The organism is Maritalea porphyrae (assembly GCF_027213965.1).
Lineage (GTDB): Bacteria > Pseudomonadota > Alphaproteobacteria > Rhizobiales > Devosiaceae > Maritalea > Maritalea porphyrae_A.
Window position 1 is genome coordinate 239,109 of sequence record NZ_JAPWGX010000004.1, and the last position, 17,949, is coordinate 257,057.

14 protein-coding genes are annotated in these 17,949 nt (G+C 50.1%); 8 read left to right on the forward strand and 6 right to left on the reverse strand.

Features of this window, described 5'->3' with window-relative positions; translation table 11 throughout:
* The first annotated feature begins 30 nt into the window (after window positions 1-30).
* Genes O4H47_RS14010 through O4H47_RS14020 form a run of 3 tightly spaced genes read left to right on the forward strand, consistent with a single transcriptional unit; the run spans window position 31 to window position 3,931 of the window.
* Window positions 31-1,395 (forward strand): glutamine synthetase family protein, encoded by a 1,365-nt coding sequence (locus O4H47_RS14010; protein ID WP_269394624.1) that lies wholly within the window; start codon window positions 31-33, stop codon window positions 1,393-1,395.
* A gap of 2 nt (window positions 1,396-1,397) precedes the next feature.
* Window positions 1,398-2,780, forward strand: coding sequence for an aldehyde dehydrogenase family protein (locus O4H47_RS14015; RefSeq protein WP_269394625.1), 1,383 nt, complete (start codon window positions 1,398-1,400; stop codon window positions 2,778-2,780).
* Window positions 2,781-2,785: 5 nt separating this feature from the next.
* Window positions 2,786-3,931 (forward strand): iron-containing alcohol dehydrogenase, encoded by a 1,146-nt coding sequence (locus O4H47_RS14020; protein WP_269394626.1) that lies wholly within the window; start codon window positions 2,786-2,788, stop codon window positions 3,929-3,931.
* A gap of 234 nt (window positions 3,932-4,165) precedes the next feature.
* Here O4H47_RS14020 and O4H47_RS14025 read toward each other — a convergent pair whose 3' ends face one another.
* The 6 genes from O4H47_RS14025 to O4H47_RS14050 form a co-directional block, all read right to left on the reverse strand.
* Window positions 4,166-5,020, reverse strand: coding sequence for an ABC transporter permease (locus O4H47_RS14025; RefSeq protein ID WP_269394627.1), 855 nt, complete (start codon window positions 5,018-5,020; stop codon window positions 4,166-4,168).
* A 1-nt stretch (window position 5,021) separates the two neighbouring features.
* Complete coding sequence (locus O4H47_RS14030; RefSeq protein WP_269394628.1) at window positions 5,022-5,885, reverse strand: ABC transporter permease; 864 nt, start codon at window positions 5,883-5,885, stop codon at window positions 5,022-5,024.
* Between the two features lies 1 nt (window position 5,886).
* Window positions 5,887-7,005 carry an ABC transporter ATP-binding protein gene (locus tag O4H47_RS14035; RefSeq protein WP_269394629.1) on the reverse strand — a complete coding sequence of 373 codons (1,119 nt, stop codon included), beginning with the start codon at window positions 7,003-7,005 and terminating at the stop codon, window positions 5,887-5,889.
* Between the two features lie 68 nt (window positions 7,006-7,073).
* The gene (locus tag O4H47_RS14040) at window positions 7,074-8,141 is read right to left on the reverse strand and encodes an extracellular solute-binding protein (protein WP_269394630.1); all 1,068 of its coding nucleotides are present in this window, start codon (window positions 8,139-8,141) and stop codon (window positions 7,074-7,076) included.
* Between the two features lie 305 nt (window positions 8,142-8,446).
* A complete protein-coding gene (locus O4H47_RS14045; RefSeq protein ID WP_269394631.1) occupies window positions 8,447-9,526 on the reverse strand; it encodes an ABC transporter ATP-binding protein in 1,080 nt (359 codons plus the stop codon).
* Window positions 9,523-10,545: a substrate-binding domain-containing protein gene (locus O4H47_RS14050; protein ID WP_269394632.1), complete on the reverse strand. Its 1,023-nt coding sequence runs from the start codon at window positions 10,543-10,545 to the stop codon at window positions 9,523-9,525. Before O4H47_RS14050 ends, O4H47_RS14045 begins: the two co-directional genes overlap by 4 nt.
* A gap of 325 nt (window positions 10,546-10,870) precedes the next feature.
* Between O4H47_RS14050 and O4H47_RS14055 the strand changes: the two genes are divergently transcribed.
* Genes O4H47_RS14055 through O4H47_RS14075 form a run of 5 tightly spaced genes read left to right on the forward strand, consistent with a single transcriptional unit; the run spans window position 10,871 to window position 17,727 of the window.
* On the forward strand, window positions 10,871-12,562 hold the full coding sequence (locus tag O4H47_RS14055; protein ID WP_269394633.1) for an alpha-glucosidase: 1,692 nt from the start codon (window positions 10,871-10,873) through the stop codon (window positions 12,560-12,562).
* 31 nt (window positions 12,563-12,593) lie between these two features.
* The gene (gene malE / locus O4H47_RS14060; RefSeq protein ID WP_269394634.1) at window positions 12,594-13,769 is read left to right on the forward strand and encodes a maltose/maltodextrin ABC transporter substrate-binding protein MalE; all 1,176 of its coding nucleotides are present in this window, start codon (window positions 12,594-12,596) and stop codon (window positions 13,767-13,769) included.
* 60 nt (window positions 13,770-13,829) lie between these two features.
* Complete coding sequence (malF, locus tag O4H47_RS14065) at window positions 13,830-15,407, forward strand: maltose ABC transporter permease MalF (protein WP_269394635.1); 1,578 nt, start codon at window positions 13,830-13,832, stop codon at window positions 15,405-15,407.
* Complete coding sequence (gene malG / locus O4H47_RS14070; protein ID WP_269394636.1) at window positions 15,404-16,294, forward strand: maltose ABC transporter permease MalG; 891 nt, start codon at window positions 15,404-15,406, stop codon at window positions 16,292-16,294. The genes malF and malG overlap by 4 nt, the downstream gene beginning before the upstream one ends.
* A gap of 47 nt (window positions 16,295-16,341) precedes the next feature.
* Window positions 16,342-17,727 carry a flavin monoamine oxidase family protein gene (locus O4H47_RS14075; RefSeq protein WP_269394637.1) on the forward strand — a complete coding sequence of 462 codons (1,386 nt, stop codon included), beginning with the start codon at window positions 16,342-16,344 and terminating at the stop codon, window positions 17,725-17,727.
* Window positions 17,728-17,949 lie beyond the last annotated feature (222 nt).

Consider the following 17,949-nt stretch of genomic DNA (forward strand, 5'->3'; position numbering starts at 1 on the left):
TGACAACTGAATTTAAATTGGACGACGTCTATGCCGGGAAATCTCTCTTTTGAAGACCTAAAGAGCCAAGTGCAACGCGGCGAAGTGGACACCGTTTTGGTGACCTTCCCCGATATGCAGGGTCGTCTGATGGGTAAACGTTTTCACGCTCAGCATTTTGTGGATAGCGCATGGGAAGAAACCCATTGCTGCACCTATTTGCTGGCGACAGATTTAGAAATGTACACGGTTGAAGGGTATGCTTCGACGAGCTGGCAGACTGGTTATGGCGACTATGTAATGAAGCCTGATTTGACCACGTTGCGGCCTGTGCCTTGGCTTGATGGCACCGTAATGGTTTTATGCGATGTGCTTGACCATAAAACCCACAAGGAAGTGCCCCATTCGCCACGTGCGATGCTTAAGAAACAAATCGCTCGCCTGACCGAATTGGGTTTTGATGCGATGATGGCCACAGAGCTGGAGTTCTTTTTGTTTGAAAAGAGCTTTGACGAAGTGCGAAAATCTGGGTTTCGCGATTTAGATCCGATCAGCGGATACAACGAAGATTATCATATTTTGCAGACCACTAAAGAAGAGGGTGTGATGCGCCCCTTGCGCAACCATCTTTATGCTGCTGGGATCCCCATTGAAAATTCGAAGGGCGAAGCCGAAGCGGGTCAAGAAGAATTGAATATCCGCTACGCTGCGGCATTGGATTGCGCGGACAACCACACGATTGCCAAACATGCGACCAAAGAAATCGCTTGGCAACAAGGGCGGTCTGTAACGTTTTTGCCCAAATGGCATAGGGATCGTGTCGGCAGCTCATCCCATGTGCACCAATCGCTTTGGAAAGACGGGAAAAACGCATTTTTTGATCCTGACGCTGAATTGGGCATGTCGGAGATGATGCGGCATTATATGGCTGGGCTTATCCATTATGCGCCTGATTATACCTATTTCCTTGCGCCATACATCAATAGCTACAAACGTTTCCAAAAAGGCACTTTTGCGCCAACCAAAACGGTGTGGTCGGTGGATAATCGCACGGCGGGCTTTAGGCTTTGTGGCGATGGCACCAAGGCTGTGCGCGTTGAGTGCCGCATTGGCGGTTCTGATCTTAATCCACATCTTGCGCTGGCTGTTCAATTGGCCGCAGGCATTAAAGGGTTGGAAGAAAAGCTGGAATTGGCTGCCCCATCAACGGGTGACGTTTATGCCGATAAAGACGCCCGTGAGATTCCGCAAACGCTGCGTGATGCTGCGGTGACTCTGGGGAATTCGGATATGCTGAAACAGGCGTTTGGCGAAGAAGTTGTTGCCCACTATGTCCATGCGGCGAATTGGGAGCAGGAAGAATTTGACCGGGTTGTAACCGATTATGAAATCGCCCGGGGATTTGAAAGAGCTTAAGAATGACAGATAGTGTGAAATGTATCTCACCCATTGACGGGTCCCTTTATGCTGAGCGCGAAACGCTGAGCGAAGTCGATGCAACAGCAGCAGTTGAGCGCGCAAAGTCGGCGCAGGTGGCGTGGGCCGCCCGTCCTCTGAATGAGCGGATTGCGTTGGTGCGGGCCGGCGTTGAAAAAGTCGGTCAGATGAACGAGAAGATTGTAGAAGAGTTAGCTTGGCAGATGGGTCGCCCTGTACGTTATGGTGGCGAGTTTGGTGGTTTTAACCAACGTGCCTCGCATATGGCAGACATAGCAGAAGACGCATTGGCTCCGATCGTGGTTGAAGATAGTGGTGAGTTTAATCGCTATATCAAACGCGTGCCGCATGGCGTTGTGTTGGTGGTTGCGCCTTGGAATTATCCCTATATGACAGCGATTAACACTGTCGCTCCGGCATTGATTGCGGGCAATAGTGTTTTGCTCAAGCATGCGTCGCAAACACTATTGGTTGGCGAGCGTTTGGCCGAAGCCTTTCACGCAGCGGGCATTCCGGCGGATGTGTTCCAGAATGTGTTCTTAGATCACGGCACAACCTCTGCGCTAATTGCGGCAGGTTCGTTTGGTTTTGTAAACTTCACCGGATCTGTTGGTGGGGGACAAGCAATGGAACGTGCCGCTGCCGGCACCTTCACCGGCGTTGGCACAGAATTGGGCGGCAAAGACCCCGGCTATGTGATGGATGATGCGGATGTTGATGCGGCGGTTGAAACGCTGATCGATGGCGCCATGTTCAACTCGGGCCAATGTTGTTGCGGCATTGAGCGGATATATGTTGCTGAAAACCTATTCGATGAGTTTGTGGCAAAGGCTGTGAAAATTGTTGAAGGCTATAAGCTTGGCAACCCGCTGGATAAAGAGACCACGATTGGCCCTATGGCCCATGTGCGTTTTGCCGATGAAGTGCGCGCGCAAACCAAGGAAGCGATCGCCGCTGGTGCAAAACCTTTGATTGATCCGGCACTGTTCCCACAAGACGATGGTGGCGCTTATTTGATGCCGCAAATACTGGTGGATGTGGATCATTCAATGCGCGTGATGCGGGATGAAAGCTTCGGCCCAGTTGTTGGTATCATGAAGGTCAAAGATGACGCTGAAGCAATCAGCTTGATGAACGACAGTGAGTTTGGCCTAACCGCATCATTGTGGACCAAAGATGTGTCGCGTGCGCAGGCAGTTGGCGATCAGATTGAGACCGGAACGATCTTCATGAACCGCTGCGATTATCTTGACCCGGCTTTGTGCTGGACAGGGTGCAAGAACACCGGGAAGGGTGGCGGTTTGTCCGTCATTGGCTATCACAACCTTACTCGACCAAAATCATATCATTTGAAGAAGGCGTAACGACGATGTTGTTGCAAGGAAATTGGAACTATCCGACCCCGATCCGTTTTGGCGCTGGTCGCATCTCAGAAATTGCTAACGCATGTGCCGCAGTTGGCATCAAAAAACCCTTGCTCGTGAGTGACAAGGGCTTGGCCAATTTGCCGATCACCACCAGCACGCTTGATCTGCTGGAGGCTGCAGGCCTTGGCCGTGCGATGTTTTCTGATGTGGATCCAAACCCTAGCGAATTGAATGCTGAGGCTGGATTAAAGCAATATCGCGAAGGCGGCCACGATGGCGTTATTGCGTTTGGCGGTGGTTCTGCCCTGGATTTGGGTAAAGTGATCGCCTTTATGTCTGGTCAAACCCGCCCCCTTTGGGACTTTGAAGATGTGGGTGACTGGTGGACGCGCGCTGATGTTGATGGCATTGCGCCCATCGTTGCGGTGCCAACGACAGCGGGCACTGGATCTGAAGTTGGCCGTGCCTCAATCATCACCAATTCGGTGACACATGAGAAGAAGATCATCTTCCACCCAAAAATCCTTCCTGGTGTGGTGATTTGTGATCCCGAGCTTTCAGTAGGTATGCCTAAGTTCATTACGGCGGGTACCGGCATGGACGCGTTTGCCCATTGTTTGGAAGCATTTTGTTCGCCCCATTATCACCCCATGAGCCAAGGTATTGCGCTTGAAGGTCTGCGGTTGGTGAAGGAGTATTTGCCACGAGCATACGCAGACGGATCAGACATTGAAGCGCGCTCGCATATGATGTCGGCAGCGGCGATGGGCTCAACCGCCTTTCAAAAAGGCTTGGGCGCGATCCATGCACTCTCTCATCCGATTGGTGCAGTGCACAACACCCATCACGGCACAACCAATGCTGTGGTTATGCAACCGGTTTTGACCTTCAACCGTTCAGCCGTTGAAGGTCGATTGACCGACGCTGCGAATTATCTTGGTATCGCTGGCGGCTACGAAGGTTTCTACAATTATGTTGGCGAATTGAACGACAGCCTCGGTATTCCAAAAAATCTCACAGAATTGGGCGTGACAAATCCGGATATGGATCAACTCACCAAATCAGCGCTACAAGACCCGAGCACGGGCGGTAACCCCATTGAAATGAATTACGAAAACACGTTGCAGTTGTTGAAAGCTTGTTTCTAGTCAATATCCCTGGTCGTTTCCCTTAAACGACAAACTTGAAGCCGATCCGTTTTGGATCGGCTTTTTTTGTGCGGTTTACATGTCGACAGAAATGAGCAGATCGGCAGGGTTTGCGCTTGCTGCATCTGTGGCCGTGCAATCCAAGCTTGGATGCATTTTCTCGGATTGCGACGTTGCTTAAGCCCAATGTGAAGGCAGCTGGAATTGGGTGGTGGTGAGCTGACGCAAGGAGCGTCAGCCCTCTTTCTTTTGAAACAAGAGCGATGCGATGCCCAACAGGGCCGAAACCACAATCAGCAACAGTGATACCGCGTTGAGCACTGGTGTTGAACCTTGCTTCAAACGGTCAAACATAGTGATGGTTAGCGGTGCATCGGAGCCAACGAGCATCAGTGTTGTGTTGAAGTTTTCAAAGCTCATCAAAATTGCAACCACAGCGGCGCCTGCGATGGCGGGCATTAAAAACGGCAAAGTGATCTGACGGACAGCGCCCCATTTGCTCGCGCCTAGATTTAGGGCCGCTTCTTCAAGCGAGCGGTCGAATTTTTCAAGTCGCGCCGAAATAACCAGCGTTGCAAAGGTGGCGATAAAGCTGAATTGGCCAAGGATAACCAGCGGTAAACCGGGGCGTAGCCCATCGAACCACATGCCCGTTGCGTCTTCTAAATTGTTGGCGACGGTGTTGGAGAACACCAGAATTGATATGCCCAAAATGATGCCGGGAATGATGAGCGGTAACAGCATCAAAATGTACAAAAACTCTTTGAACTTAAAGTCGTAGCGTACGAACAGAAATGCGTTGGAGGTGCCAACCGCGATCGAGAGCATTGAAACCCAAAAGGCGACAAATAGTGATGTGCCTATCGACTTTATGATCGAGCGTTCGTTGAAGACGCCGATATACGGTGATTCATCACCAAAGAACCATGCCCATGTGAACCCTTCCCAAGGAAGGGATGGGAACACACTATCATTGAAGGCGAACGCGCAAACAACTGTTAGCGGCAGTGCCAAATAGATGAAGAACAGGGTGACATATACGCGATATGTCCATTTGAACGTTTTGGATTGTGGGATCGTTGCTATCATTTTACCGCCCCACTGTATCGGTTAAGGATTGGCGTGAAAGCTTAAGCCCTGCCCACACAATGGCCGACGATAGACCTAGCAACAAGAAGCCAAAGGCGGAACCCAACTCCCAGTTAAAGCGCGTGATGAATTGGCTATAAATCAAGCCCGTGAACCACAGGCTATCTTTACCGCCCAGCAGGATGGGCGTGAGGTAATTGCCAAGCGAAAGCATGAACACCACGATACAGCCCGACACAATGCCGGGCATGGCGTGGGGGATGATGATTTCGCGCAAGATTGAAATGCCATTGCCGCCCAAATCGTAGGCGGCTTCGATGTAGCTATCATCAAGGCTATCAAGGGTTGTGACCAGCGGCACCACCATGAACAACATGGATGTGTAAACCAACCCGATCATGATCGCGGCATCATTATAAAGGAATTCAACCGGGCCTGAGAGCACACCGATATATTGCAGAAAGCTTGAGAATATCCCGGTTTCCCGGAGCAAAATCATCCAGCCAAATGTGCGCACAAGTTCGCTGACCCAAAAGGGGATCAGGCACATCAAAAACAGAGTGGTTTTGGTGCGGCCACGGGTAAGTTTGGCGATGTAGTAGGCAACAGGAAAGCCGACCACCAAAGTCAGGAACGTTGCGGCGATGGACATAAAGGCGGTGCGGGCAAATGTGTTCCAATATAGGGGTTCGGTGAAGAACACCATATAGTTGCCCAGGCCCGTCACATATTGGCGAACCCCGGTTTTAACGCTGATGGAAACCAAAAACATGCCGATATGCGGCACAATGATCAGGAGCAAAAGCCAGAGCATTAGCGGCGTCATCAACAGATAGAGGCCGAGGCGAGATTGGGCTTGCGTCATCTTATGCTCCCGCCGCGTAGCAGCGGGTTTGTGCCGCTTCCCAGCCGATAAATATTTTGTCGCCTTTGTTCAGATCGCGGAACTCGCCGGTTTGGGGAATAGCGACATTCATTTCGCCGCCAGACTTTTCTTCGCGTAAAATGATGTGGCTGTTCGCGCCGTTAAACAGGATGTTTTCAACAATGCCGGTGTTTAGGTTTTCAATGCCGCCAAATTTATCGGCTTCTGTTGCAAGTCGCACCGCTTCTGGACGCACGAACACTTCTGCCTTATCGCCTTTTTGCATTTTGGCGACTGGGCTGATGCCTTTGAGTTCCATACCGTCTTGGGTAACTAAGGTTACCGCGTCGCCAAAGGCAGCGTCTACGGTTGCCGTGAACTTATTGGCTTCGCCAACAAAGCCGGCCACAAATGCGGTGTTGGGGGCATAGTAGAGTTCGCGGGCGCTGCCCACTTGCTCAAATTCACCATGGTTCATCACCGCAATTTGGTCGCTCATCACAAGCGCCTCAGATTGATCGTGGGTGATGTAAACAAAGGTGGTGTTGAACTCTGATTGTAAGGTTTTCAACTCAATTTTCATGTGTTCGCGCAGCTTTAAGTCAAGCGCGCCAAGCGGTTCATCGAGCAGCAAAACATCGGGTTCTAGAACCATGCAGCGGGCAATGGCCACGCGCTGTTTTTGACCGCCAGAAAGCTGGCTGATTTGGCGTGATCCAACACCGGGTAAGCCGACCCGGGCAAGCACGGTTTCAACCCGTTTGGCTATCTCTTCACGCGGGACACCTCGTTGACGCAGGCCGAAACCCACATTTGCTTCGATGTCCATCATGGGGAACAGTGCTAGATGTTGAAACACCATAGAGACTGGTCGCTTGTTGGGGGGCACCCCAATCATTGAATTGCCTTTGATCAGCAAATCGCCGCTTGATGCTTCTTGAAAGCCAGCGATCATGCGCAAAAGTGTGGTTTTGCCACAACCTGATGGGCCTAAGATGGAGAAAAATGTGCCTTTTGGCACGCCAAAACTTACGTCTTTTACGGCTCTGAACCCGCTAAAGTCTTTGTTGAGTTTGCGGCATTCAAGATCGAATTGTGCGTCAGCGTCCGTCTGGGTCATTTGTGCTCCAACAATATGAGAAGAGGCGCGAAATCGCGCCCCTTCAATTGGTTTGCCTGAAAGTGAGGTTACTTGGCCGCGTTAACGCGATCAAGCACTGCACCTTCGAGCGTTTCAAGATTTGCTGGAACTGTTGGGTACCACTTGATGTTGTCGATTGCCGCTTGTGGGAAGCTTGCTTGGTAACGGGCTTTAAGTGCCTCATCCACGCCTGCATCGCCACCCTGAGAAGCGGTGAAATTGCCTGCAGCTGTTGTGATCATTGCAGCAATTTCAGGTTGCATTACAAAGTTGATCCAAGCGTATGCAGCTTCATCTGCGCGGCCACGTTTTGGCATTGCAAATGTATCGATCCAACCCAAAGCACCTGCAGTTGGTGCAACAAAGGTGATGTCAGCATCGTCTGCATTCAAAGACCAACCGCCTGTATCCCAAGCCATGGCTGCAACCACTTCGCCTGAGCGAAGAAGGTTTTTGATCTCGTCGCCGCCACCCCAATAGGTTTTGACGTTTGACTTACATTCGATCAATTTTGCTTCAACTTGAGACAGGATGTCTTTGTAAGCTGCTTCGTCATTATAGGCTGCGAATGGGTCAAGACCCATTGAGAATGCAAAGCCGATCAGTGTTGGGCGCTTCAAGCGATAAGACACTTTGCCGGCAACAGAGGCGTCACAAAGATCCAAATAGTCTTTAACTTGACCAGCTTTTGCGGTGTTGACCACAAGGCCAGATGTGCCCCAAACGTGTGGTACGCCATATACATCGCTGCCGATCATGGTGTTGCCTTTTGTGGCTTCCAACATGGATGGGATGAATTGGCTTGCATCGATTTTTGAAAGGTCGATCGGTTTATAAATGTCGAACTCGGCTTGTGCGCCAGCAATTCGGTCTTGGCTAGGCTGAGCAAGGTCAAAACCGCCGCCATTGGTTGCGCGCAGCTTTGCGACCATTTCTTCGTTGTTTGATTTGGTCACTTCAACAGTGTGGCCGGTTTCTGCTTCAAACAATGCAACAACATTTTCAGGTGCATAGCCGCCCCAGGTCAAAAGACGCAATGTTTCCGCTTGTGCGGCTGATGCACTCAATACACCAGCGGCAAGCAAGGCGATGCCTGATGATAGAATCTTGTTCATGATTTCACTCCACTTAGGTCAGGCTTTCAACGCTAGGCAGAATTGCCGCGCGAGCCCCTTTTTGTTCTCGTTGCGCCACTTGAAGCGCGGGTGGAGAGATAAACTTCTACCTTTGCACTTTTGTGACAATCTGAAGAGTTTCATTCAAGTATCTGTGTGTTGTCAAGAATTTATCAGAACTTTCTCTACAGAACCTGTGGTTGTGTTCAATTTGTTTCAGGAAACTGAGTGTTTGGACAAACAAAAAGGGAGGCCGCTGAAAATCAGCGCCTCCCATTGCGTCTTTTCGTTTTGATTGATTTTACTTAATTCAGCCGAAGGCCACTTTTGGCATCAAACAGGCTAATCGCGTCTTGGTCGAAATCAATATTGAACTGATCGCCAACCTCAACGCGTTTGCGGGCGGCTTCGCGGATGGTGAAACTATGTTCGCCAACCTTTGCGGTAATATATGTGTCTGATCCGGTGCGCTCAATGGCTGTTGCTGTGACGGGTTGGCTGAGCATTCCCTTGTCTTTTGCAACAACACGGATTTCTTCGGGCCGAATGCCCAAAATGGCCTCGCCATCAAAACTGAGATCGGCTTTAGATAGCTGGCTGTCGTCTCCAGCAATAGAAATTTTGTCAGCGCCTTTTGACACGACTGGTAAAAGGTTCATCGGCGGTGAACCCATAAAGCCAGCTACATAGGTGTTTGCTGGCTTATAGTACACCTCGTCTGGGGTGCCGATCTGTTGGATATGCCCGTCTTTTAGAATGCAAATGCGGGTGGCCAGTGTCATGGCTTCGATTTGATCGTGGGTCACATAAACAATTGATGCGTTGACGCGTTGGTGCAGGCTTTTGATTTCGGCGCGCATTTCAACGCGCAGTTTTGCATCCAAGTTGGAAAGCGGTTCATCGAACAGATAAAGCTTTGGGTTCCGCACCAGGGCGCGGCCCATGGCGACGCGTTGGCGTTGGCCGCCGGAAAGGGCGCTTGGTTTGCGGTCGAGCAGTTGGTCGAGCTGTAAAATCTCAGCGACGCGCTGCAGCTGCTTTTGCTGTTCTTTTTTAGCAGTGCCGCGCACTTTCAGGCCAAAGGTGATGTTTTCGCCAACCGACATGGTTGGATAAAGCGCATAAGATTGAAACACCATGGCAATGTCGCGTTCGCCCGGCGGGGTTTGCGTCATGTCTTTGCCGCCAATTTTGATCGCGCCTTCATTGATCGTTTCAAGGCCCGCAATGCAATTGAGCAATGTGGATTTGCCGCAGCCCGAAGGTCCCAGCAGGACTAAAAACTCGGCTTCTTCCATCTCAATATTGATATCGTGTAGCACTTCAACTGAACCATAGTTCTTTTTGAGGTTGCTGATTTGCAGGACCTTTTTGGGATCGCTCACGATCTGCTCCTTTTTGGGGCGCTGGTTGATGTTCTGACGATCAGATCAACCGGTACGACTTTTTGCAATTGGTCAATTGGGGTGCCGCGGATCAGATCAATCACCATTTTGGCGATTTCTGTACCTGCGTCGCGAATGGGTGCGCGCGTAACCGTCAGGGCAACCGAAAAGTTCTCGGTTTTTAGCGAGGACAGTCCATCGTCGTGGGTGATGATGGAAATGTCTTTGCCAATTTCCAAGCCCATTTCGCGGATGCGGCGCTGTGCGCCAACTGTGACCAGCGTTGAAGAACACAAGAATGCAGTTGGCCGGTCATCAAGTTCGAGCAAGGCTTGGGCATGGCGGTAGCCATATTCCTCAGTCATGTGATCGTGATGAATGAGCTGCGGTGTGGTTTTGAGGCCAAATTCTTTGTGTGCACGCGTATAGCCGTCCAAACGTTGCTTGGCGAACATCAAATCCGCCGCGCCGTTTAACAAGCCGATGCGCGTATGCCCCAATTCGAGCAGCAGTTTTGTCGCATCATAAAACGCGCCTTCATTGTCGATGTCGTAGAAGCCATAAGGCAGGTCGGTTTCGCAGCGACCATGTACAATAAAGGGGAAGTTGAGTTTTGATAGAACTGCAATGCGTTCGTCGTGTGCTTTTGGCGCGGAAATCACAAAACCATCTACTTTGCCGATTTGGGCAAAGCGCTGATAGGTTTGTGGGTTGTCTGCTGCGGTTAGCACCACATCATTGTCGTAGGTTGCGAGCTTTTTGGTGAAGGCGGCAAGGAAATCGGCAAAGTGCGGATCAACCAGCAAATCGTCGTGGTGGGGCAAAACAATGCCGATGGCATCGGCGCGGCCTGTGGCCAAACGCCTGGCGCTTGAATTGGGTCGATAGTTGAGCTTTTGCGCCGCTTCAAGCACCCGCGTGCGGGTGGCTTGATTGACCGTAGAATAATTGTTCAACGCCCGAGAAACCGTGGCCTGCGAAAGGCCAAGATGTTCTGCCAGTGATTTTAGATTTGCCACAACGTCCTCCTTCCTCCACGACTCCCATTTGGCGATCAATTGCGCAATCATTGAAAGCGCTTTCTAAGCCATTTCATATTTCTGAATTGTTGTTTTGGCAAGCCCCGACAAATGTCAATTTTTGATCCTATCTGAATTTTTGTAAAATTAGATTGTAAAATCAACATTTTATCGAATTCATATCTAGTTGTTCATGATTGTGTTCTCGGACAAGATGAAAATTCCTTCTTGACAGAAATGGATTCATTTACAATTGTTGAAAGCGCTTTCAATGATTGTTTGGCCGAATCCATTTGCGGGTTTGGAAATTTGAGTAGGGATGAGAATGAGCGAAGCACTTGCTGTCAAAAATGTTGGAACTGGCGCAGCTGAAGGATTGGATGCGCAGCAGGATTGGTGGCGCGGTGCGGTGATCTATCAGATTTACCCGCGTTCTTTCCAAGACAGCAATGGCGACGGCATTGGCGATTTGGTCGGCATCACCGAGCGCTTGCCCTATATCGCCGACCTTGGCGCAGACGCGATTTGGCTATCGCCGTTCTTTAAATCCCCCATGAAAGACATGGGATATGACGTTTCAGACTATTGTGACGTTGATCCAAGCTTTGGCACGTTAGAAGATTTTGATGCGATGACGGCCCGGGCGCATGAGCTTGGTCTAAAGGTGATGATTGACCAGGTATTGTCGCACACTTCTGACCAACATGTTTGGTTTGAACAAAGCCGTAAAAGCCGCGATGGCGACATGGCTGATTGGTATGTTTGGGCAGATGCGAAGCCAGATGGCACGCCGCCAACCAATTGGCAGTCTGTGTTTGGTGGGCCCGCTTGGAGCTGGAACCCAAAGCGGCGCCAGTATTATTTGCACAACTTCCTCCCCAGCCAGCCGGACCTGAATTTCCACTGTGAGGCGGTGCAAGACGCTTTGTTGGAAACGGTTCGGTTTTGGCTTGAGCGTGGGGTGGATGGGTTCCGTTTGGACACGGTGAACTTTTATGTTCACGATCAAGAGTTGCGTGACAATCCGCCGGTCACCAGTGGCGGGTCAAATGATGTGCCGGACCTTAACCCATACGGGTTCCAAGAGCATATTTATGACAAAACGCGACCTGAAAATATCGGGTTCTTGGAAAAGTTCCGCGCTTTGCTTGATGAATACCCCGGTGCGTCGTCTGTTGGTGAAGTGGGGGATGGCGACCGATCGTTGCGCACTATGGCTGAATATACAGCAGGCGATGATCGCCTACACATGTGTTATTCGTTCGATATGCTTGGCCCCGACTTTTCGGCGGCGCATTTCAAAAAGTGCATCACAAAGTTCGAAGATGCATCTCAAGAATTTGCGCAGGGCAACAGTTGGCCGTGCTGGGCATTTTCCAACCACGATGTGAACCGCCATATGACCCGCTGGGCGGATTTGGCGAACGACAAACAACAATTTGCAAAACTGGCTGGCGCATTGCTGTTGAGCCTTAAGGGGTCCGTTTGCATTTATCAGGGCGACGAACTTGGTTTCACAGAAGCCGAAGTCGCTTTTGAAGATTTGACCGACCCTTATGGCATTACCTTCTGGCCCGAGTTTAAAGGGCGGGACGGGTGTCGCACGCCTTTTGCTTGGTCTTCAACCGCGCAAAATGCTGGGTTTTCAACTGCTGACAAAACATGGCTTCCCGTGGCACCCGATCACCAGGCAACGGCGGTAGACCTGCAAGTGGCCGACGACACTTCTGTCCACGCGCAGTTCAAACGTTTTTTGACGTTCCGCAAGCAGTTGCCAGCTTTGATTTCTGGCGAACTTACGTTTTTGGAATGGAATGTTGAGGGGCTGGCATTTGTGCGCGGCAGCGGCGCAGACGCGGTGCTGTGTGTCATCAATTTGAGCAATGATGCTGTGACATATGAATTGCCCGCAAACATGAGCGCAACAGCTTTAGAAAATCACGGATTTGAATTTGGGTTTGACGGTAAAACCGTCAGCCTTAATGGCCATCAGGCCTTTTTTGCTGCTTTGGCTTAAGCAGATAATCGGTAGTCGGGAGGATTACGACATGAAGAAACTACTCACCCTTGCAGCAAGCGCAATTGCGATTTCTGCGGCTTCAATTTTGCCAACATATGCGTTGGAAGAAGGCAAACTTGTCATCTGGATCAATGGTGACAAGGGCTATAATGGCCTTGCTGAAATTGGCGCTAAATTTACGGAAGAGCTTGGCGTTGAAGTGATTGTTGAGCACCCAGAAGGTGTTACAGACAAATTTCAACAAGCTGCGGCCAATGGCCAGGGCCCTGACATTTTTATCTGGGCGCACGATCGTTTTGGCGAATGGGCTGCAGGCGGTTTGATTACGCCGGTCGATCCAAGCGATGCGGTGAAAGCCAACACATTTGATTTTGCTTGGGATGCGGTAACATCTGACGGCAAAATTTGGGGTTATCCCGTTGCTGTGGAAGCGGTTGGCCTGATCTACAATAAAGACTTGATCCCAACACCGCCTACAACGTTTGAAGAAATTGCCGCCATGAAAATCGACGGTATCGAGCACCCCATCATGTGGGATTACAACAACACTTACTTCTCTTTCCCATTGCTCATGGCTGGCGGCGGTTACGCGTTTGAGAAAAAAGACGGTGCTTATGATGCCACCACAACCGGTGTTGCCAATGCCGGTGCGATTGCTGGTGCGTCCATGATTAAGTCTTTGATTGATGGCGGCGTGATGCCAAGTGGTGTTGATTATGGTGTGATGGATGCAGCGATCAACAAAGGCGAAACAGCCATGGTGATCAACGGTCCTTGGGCTTGGTCAAACCTTAAAACATCAGGCATCAACTTCGGTGTTGCACCAATTCCATCTGTTGATGGCAAACCAAGTAAAGCATTTGTTGGTGTGTTGGCTGCAACTGTTAATGCGGCAAGCCCGAACAAAGATATCGCCAAAGAATTCATCGAAAGCTACATGCTTACTGATGATGGCTTGAAAACAGTGAATGACGATGTGCCTTTGGGCGCGGTGACCTCTGTTTCGTTTGCGAAACAAGTTGAAGCTGATGCGAATATCGCAGCGACTTTGGCCAATGCGCAAACCGGCATTCCAATGCCATCAATCCCTGCAATGGGCAAATTCTGGGCAGCAATGGAGCCGGCCCTACGTTCAATCACCAACGGCCAATCTTCTGTTGAAGATGCTTTGGCTGGTGCTGAAACGCGTATCTTGGCAGAATAATTAAGTTCGGGGCATCGCCAGAATTGGCGGTGCCTCACCAAAATTGCAAAGGCCAGCGCCATGTCTGTTATGACTGATGATCGTGATCCACAATCCAATTTGGTGGAAAGCTCTATGATCCGCACTGTCTATGAAACGGTAAAACCGTTCATTCGACTTGCCAGTTTAACCGCCATCGCCCTAGCCTTTTTGTATGTTATCTGGGGTCTCTACCTTGCAGGGGAACCCATCTTTGCCGTTGTGGCTTTCGCCATTGGCATTTCAATTGTCATTCTGTTCGGCTGGGCGCGGTTTTACACGTGGCGCTTTGTCTTTCCCGGTGTGGCGGCGATTGCGGTGTTCATCGTTTTGCCGGTTCTTTATACCTCGGGCATTGGTTTCACCAACTATAGTGCCTCCAACATTTTGCCGTTTGAGCGGGTGCAGCAAATCCACTTGGATAAGATGGTCAAAGCGCCAGATAGTGGAAGACCTTTTGCCCTCACGTCAGATTCTTCATTGTTCTTCCCTGCAGACAGTGGTCGGCCCGCGCTGATCACAGCGCCGATTGGCGAAGCTGTTGATGGTCGTTTAGTCGCAATGGTTCATCAAGGGGGTACGCCTGAAACGCTTAGCGTAAAGGCGGTTTTGCAAAATCGCGCAGCTTTGCAACAGATTAGTATTGACCTGCCTGAGGGTGGGGCATTGACCATGGATGGGCTGCGCGAATTCGCATCGTCTGCGCCATTTTACACGTTGGAAGAAGAGGATGTCCTTGTTGGTGCGGACGGCACGAAATTGGTGCCAAATCACGAAAAAGGCTTTTATCAGGACGATGCGGGCGAGCTGGTGACACCGGGATGGCCAGTGGGTGTAGGCTGGGCGAACTTTACCAAGGTTTTGTTTGCAGATGGCATTCGCCAGCCCATGCTTGAGATCTTTATTTGGACTTGTGCCTTTGCGTTTTTGTCGATGATTTTTACGTCTGGTTTGGGCACTGCACTGGCTGTGGTTTTGGAGTGGGAGCATCTGGCGCACAAAGGTATCTACAAGCTCTTCCTGATCTTGCCCTATGCTGTTCCGGCCTTTATTTCGATCTTGGTTTTTCGGGGCCTTTTCAACCAAAACTTTGGTGAGATCAATTTGATCTTGGGCGGTTTGTTTGGGCTGGAGCCGGACTGGTTTACCAACCCGACATTGACCCGATCCATGCTGTTGTTGGTGAACACCTGGCTTGGTTTCCCCTATTGGATGTTGATTTCAGCCGGATTTCTGCAAAGCGTGCCGCGCGACCATTTCAAAGCCGCCGCGCTTGAAAACTCAGGTCCAGTGCGCAACTTTTTTGCGATCACCTTGCCGCAAATTATGCCGCCGATGGTGCCGTTGCTGATTGCCAATTTTGCCTTCAATTTCAATAATATCGTACTTGTGCTGCTGCTTACGCGTGGTGGGCCGGACATTCCCGGCACCATCATCCCGGCAGGCTCCACTGACTTGCTCGGCTCGTTTACGTTCCGTATTGCGTTCCAAAATTCTGGGCAAGATTTTGGCTTGGCCGGTGCCATTTCGACGTTGATCTTTATCATCACGGGCATTATCGCCTTTGTGAATTACCGGGCCATGCAAAAACTGGCTGCCAAAAGGAGTGCACGCTCATGATGGTTGAAAACAAACGGTCTCTGTTTTGGCGTAAGGTTGCGGCACACACATTTCTAATCTGTTTTATCGCACTGATTTTGTTCCCATTTTTGATGGTCTTGTCGATTTCCTTTCGCGAAGGGAATTTTTCGACGGGAAGCATTTTCCCCGAACGGCCAACGCTTGAACATTGGGCTTTGGCGCTTGGGTTTGAATATACACGGGCCGATGGCACCGTTATTTTGCCGCCATATCCGGTTTTGCTGTGGCTGTGGAATTCGGTCAAAATCTCCATCATTGCCTCTGTCGGCATCTTGGTATTGTCGACCACTTCTGCTTTTGCGTTTGCGCGGATGCAGTTTAAGGGCCGGGTTGGCTTGCTCGACACCTTGCTGATCGTTCAAATGTTTCCAGCGGCTCTAACGGTTATCGCCGCCTATGCGATTTTTGATGCTTTGGGCCGTGTGGTGCCTTGGCTCGGGATCGATAGCCACCCGGCGTTGATCTTGTCCTATCTATCTGCAATCACACTACATATTTGGACTATCAAGGGCTATTTTGACAGCGTTGACCCGGCGCTGGACAAAGCCGCAATGATTGATGGGGCTACCCCTTGGCAGGCGTTCCGCTTTATCTTTTTGCCTTTGTCAGTGCCGATTTTGGCGGTGGTTTTCGTGCTGTCCTTCATCTTTTTGATCAATGAATATCCGGTCGCTTCTGTTTTGTTGCGCAATACCGATCAGATGACATTGGCGGTTGGTGCGCGGCAATATCTGTATGAACAGAAGTATCTTTGGGGCGATTTCGCTGCTGCTGCTGTGCTGTCTGGTTTGCCTATTACCATTATCTTTTTGTTTGCGCAGCGCTTCTTGGTGTCAGACCTTGGTGATGGCGCTGTAAAAGGATGACGAAGTCATAATTGCAATGTAACCTCCGAGCTGAAACGGGAGGGATTATGTCAGACACAAGCAAGCGGAATGGCCTTGGAACGCGACGCAGTTTTCTGAAGAAGTCAGTTGCAACGGGCCTAGGGGCTGGGGCTGTAGCTTTGACAAAGGGCGCTTTTGCAAGTGAGAAAACCGACTTTGATGTCATAATTGTTGGTGCAGGTATCGCCGGGCTAACCGCTGCCAAACTGTTGGTGGGCTGGGGCTATGAAGTTGGCGTTTTGGAAGCGGATCGTGAAATCGGCGGTCGGATTAAAACGGACAATTCGTTGGGAGCCGCATTCGACCTGGGTGCGGCTTGGGTTCATGGCCCAGATGGCAATCCAATTTCAAAACTTGCGCAGAGTGTTAAGGCCGATACATATCTGACAGATGACGACAGCTATAGAGTTTTTGATGCATCAGGTAGTGTTGTGCCAAAAGCGAAAATTGCTCGTTATTACAAAGATTTGCAAGAGATTTTTGGTCGCGTAGATGCTGCTTTCGACAATGATCAGCCGTTAACCGACGCCCTTAAAAAGGTTTCGCCTGGCATTGAAAATGACGAAGTGTTGCAGTGGATGCTTTCTGCTTATACGGAGTTTGATACTGGCGGTCCATTGGACAAATTGTCGGCATATTACTTTGATGAAGACGAAGCTTTTGATGGTGAAGACGTTGTTTTTTCAAAGGGTTATGCGCCCATATTGAAACCTTTGGCCGCCGGACTAGATGTGCGGTTAAACGCTCAAGTGGACAGAATAGAATATGAAAAGGGAGAGGGTGCCTACGTCTATGTCGGCGATCAACGATTTGAATCGTCTTTTGTTGTTTGCACCGTTCCACTGGGTATTCTGCAGCAAGAGAAAATTGAATTTGAGCCCGCTTTGCCAAAAAAATTGCGGAGTTCGATCGACAAAATTGGTATGGGGAATGTGACCAAACTCGCCTTAAAGTTTGACGCGGCGTTTTGGCCCGAGGACATACAATATTTTGGGTTGATGAATGAAAAAAGAGGGCGTTGGAATTACTTCTTAAACTACCGTACTTTTTCCAGCCAAAACATATTGGTCGGGTTTTGTTTTGGCGATCATGCCAAGCAAGTTGAAGCACTTGACGACACTGATACGCTGGCAGATTGCATGGATGCGGTGCGCACCATGTTTGGCGATCAAGTACCTGAACCAACAAAGATTTTACCAACAAGATGGTCGAAAAACTCGTTCAGCGGTGGTGCGTACTCTTATTCAAAAGTCGGGGTGAAACCGGCAGATTTTGACGGGCTGGGTACACCGATCGAAGATGTTATTTTGCTAGCGGGTGAACACACAACGTTTAAGCATCACGCAACAACGCATGGCGCATATTTGAGTGGCATTCGTGCGGCACAATTGATCGAAGAGAAATTAGCTTAAGGGCAAGTCTTTGGCTGGCGTGACCGGGGATAAATTGGGTGAAATGTGCCTGTTTGTGCCGGGTCTGTCCCAACTTGTTTCACGATTGTGCCAAGACAGTGCCATAGTGTTGCAGCGTTAGTGATCTGGATGGTGTTTATTCGCTGTTTCAAGTCACAGCGACTTGCGGGATGGGTGAGTTTTCTTGGCTTGTCACTGGACCAAACCAATTCTGTGTGTTTT